This window comes from Kitasatospora sp. NPDC054795, from assembly GCF_053611565.1.
Genome location: NZ_JBSHAP010000216.1, coordinates 1 through 3080 on the forward strand (window position 1 = coordinate 1; position 3080 = coordinate 3080).

At 74.8% G+C, this 3080-nt stretch carries 2 protein-coding genes; both read left to right on the forward strand.

Going from position 1 to position 3080, the window contains the following annotated elements; translation table 11 throughout:
- Positions 1-123 precede the first annotated feature (123 nt).
- Positions 124-1479 carry a vWA domain-containing protein gene (locus ACWGJO_RS39995; protein WP_452190654.1) on the forward strand — a complete coding sequence of 452 codons (1356 nt, stop codon included), beginning with the start codon at positions 124-126 and terminating at the stop codon, positions 1477-1479.
- 73 nt (positions 1480-1552) lie between these two features.
- Positions 1553-2926 (forward strand): FHA domain-containing protein, encoded by a 1374-nt coding sequence (locus ACWGJO_RS40000; RefSeq protein ID WP_452190656.1) that lies wholly within the window; start codon positions 1553-1555, stop codon positions 2924-2926.
- Positions 2927-3080: the final 154 nt, after the last annotated feature.

Sequence of the window (3080 nt, forward strand, 5' to 3'; positions counted from 1 at the left end):
ACCATCCGCCGGACGCCCCGGCAGCACGGCCCGCCGGCCCGCCCGGCGGGCCCGGCGGGCCCGGCGGGCCGCCCCACCGTCCTGAGCACGTCCACCCCTCACCCGACGGGAGCCGACCGCCCCATGGCAACACTGGCGAAGCCGAACCTGCCCAGGTTCAACGTGGAGATCTTCCAGAACGAGTACCTGGCCGACGGCGCCCGCGAGGTCAACGCCATCGTCACCGTCACCGCGACCGGCGGCGGCACCTCCGGCGGCCGGCCGCTCGGCTTCGCCGACGCCACCCCGGCGGGCACCGGCACCGCGGCCGCCGTGGTCGTCCTGGTGGACTGCTCGGGCTCGATGGACTACCCCAAGAGCAAGATCAACGGCGCCCGCGAGGCCACCGCCGCCGCCATCGACGCACTGCGCGACGGCACCGCCTTCGCCGTGGTCGCCGGCACCCACGAGGCCCGCGACATCTACCCCGGCGACGGCACCCTCGCCATCGCCTCCGCCACCACCCGCGGGCAGGCCAAGGAGTCGCTGCGGCGGCTCACCGCCGCCGGCGGCACCGCGATGGGCACCTGGCTGGCCAAGGCCGACAAGCTCTTCCTCACCCGCCGCGACATCGCCATCCGGCACGCCGTCCTGCTCACCGACGGCAACAACGAGCACGAGTCCGCCGAGGACCTGGCCCGCACCATCGAACTGGTGACCGGCCACTTCACCGCCGACTGCCGCGGCGTGGGCACCGACTGGCGGATCGACGAGCTGCGCAGGATCTCGTCGGCGCTGCTCGGCACCACCGACATCGTCGCCGAACCCTCCGGCCTGGCCGAGGACTTCCGCTCGATGATGGCCGGGGCGATGGGCAAGCAGGTCGCCGACGTCGCCCTGCGGATCTGGACCCCGGCCAACGCCACGGTCAGGTTCGTCAAGCAGGTCGCCCCCGCGGTCGAGGACCTGACCTCCCGCCGCACCGAGGCCGGGCCCCGGGCCGGCGACTACCCCACCGGCTCCTGGGGCGACGAGAGCCGCGACTACCACGTCTGCGTCGAGGTGCCGGCCGCCTCGGTCGGCAACGAGATGCTGGCCGCCCGGATCAGCCTGGTACTGCCCGACCAGGTCGCCGGCGGCACCCCGGAGGTGCTCACCCAGGGCCTGGTCAAGGCGGTCTGGACCGACGACCTGGCCTCCTCCACCCGGATCAGCCCGCAGGTCGCCCACTACACCGGGCAGGCCGAGCTCGCCTCCTCCATCCAGGAGGGCCTGGAGGCCCACCGGGCCGGGGACGTCGACCGCGCGACCGCCAAGCTGGGCGCGGCCGTCCGGATCGCCCACTCGACCGGGAACGAGGGCACCTACAAGCTGCTCCAGAAGGTGGTGGACGTGGTGGACCCGAAGGAGGGTACGGTTCGGTTCCGTAAGAACGTGAGCGAGGCCGACTCGATGACCCTTGAGACCCGGTCGACCAAGACGGTACGTGTGAAGAAGTGACCGCTGAAGACGTGACCGGGCCGGCACCCCGGCGCGACGCCGCACCGAGCCGGCCCGAAACGAGGGGGACCTGATGCCGATCTGCCCGAGGGGCCACGAGTCGCAGGCCGAGGACTGGTGCGACTTCTGCGGCTTCCCGATGACTCCGCCGGCCCCCACGCCGGGGGCGCACGGAGGCTACCCGGGGGCGCCCGGGGCCGACCCCGCGCCCGGCGCGCACGCCGGACACCACCCGGGGTACGGCGGCGCGTCCTTCGGCGCTCCGCCGCCTCCGCCGCCGATGCCGCCGGGGGCCGTCCCCCCGGGAGCCGTCCCGCCGCCCGGGGCACCCCTGCCGCCCCCGGGCATGGTGCCCCCGCCCCCGCACGGGGCCGTCCAGCCCCAGGCCGGGCCGCAGGGCCTCACCGCGGGCCTGACCTTCTGCCCGATCTGCCGCAGCCCGCAGACCGGACGGTTCTGCGAGGAGTGCGGCTACGACTACGAGCTCTCCACGCCCTCGCGCCGCCAGATGCCCGGCGCCGGCCACCTCCCGCCCGGCCCGGCCCAGCAGCCGCCGCTGAACATTCCGGCGGCCTACGGCGGCACCCCGCCGCAGGCCCCGCCCGGTCACGCGCCCGCCGGCCGGCCGCCGTTCGAACAGCCCCCGTTCGGACAGCCGCCGTTCGGTCACGCCCCGGCCGGCCAGCCGCCGTTCGGAGAGTCACCGTTCGGACAGCCGCCGGCCGCCCAGCAGGCCGTCGCGCCGCCCGTCCAGCAGCAGCCGCAGGCCCCCGCACACACCTACGGCTACCCGCCCGCCCAGCCCGGCACCGGGCCGGCGGCACCTCCCGGCCACCACGCCGGGGGCGAGGGGCCCGCGCCGGAGGGCGCGTTCCCCGACACCTCCGTGCGCGAGGACTCCGGCCCGGTCTACGCCCATCCGGCCGGCCCCGGCCCGAACAGCCGCGGCGGCGACTTCGGCACCTCCTTCAACCTGGCCCCGCCGCAGCAGGCACAGCCGCAGCAACCCCAGGAACCCGCCCCGGCCGAGCCGGTGCGGACCAACTGGATCGCCGTGGTCGCGGCCGACCGGGACTACTTCACCGAGATGATGGCCCGCAGCGGCCCCGAGGCGGCCGGCCTGTTCTTCCCGCCGTACTGCCCCGAGCGCCGGATCCCGCTGACCGGCCGCGGTCAGCTGCGGATCGGACGGCGCAGCCAGCACCGCGGCACGGTGCCGGAGATCGACCTGTCCGTCCCGCCGGAGGACCCGGGCGCCTCGCACCAGCACGCGCTGCTCGCCGAACAGGCGGACGGCAGCTGGGTCCTGGTCGACCAGGACTCGACCAACGGCACCACCGTGAACGGCGGCGCGGAGCCGATCACCCCGCACACCGCGATCCCGCTGAACGACGGCGACCGGATTCATGTCGGTGCCTGGACCACCATCACCGTGCACCGCGGCTGAAAGACCGCCACATCATTTCCTGATGGGCCGTCAGTGCCAACTCCGGTCGGGGGGGGGGGGGGTGGGCAGGGCCCCCCCCCCCGCGTTGTTTTGGGCACTTGAAAAAATAAACAAAAAAGCACACACCGGGGGGGGAAGGGGGGTGAAAAACACC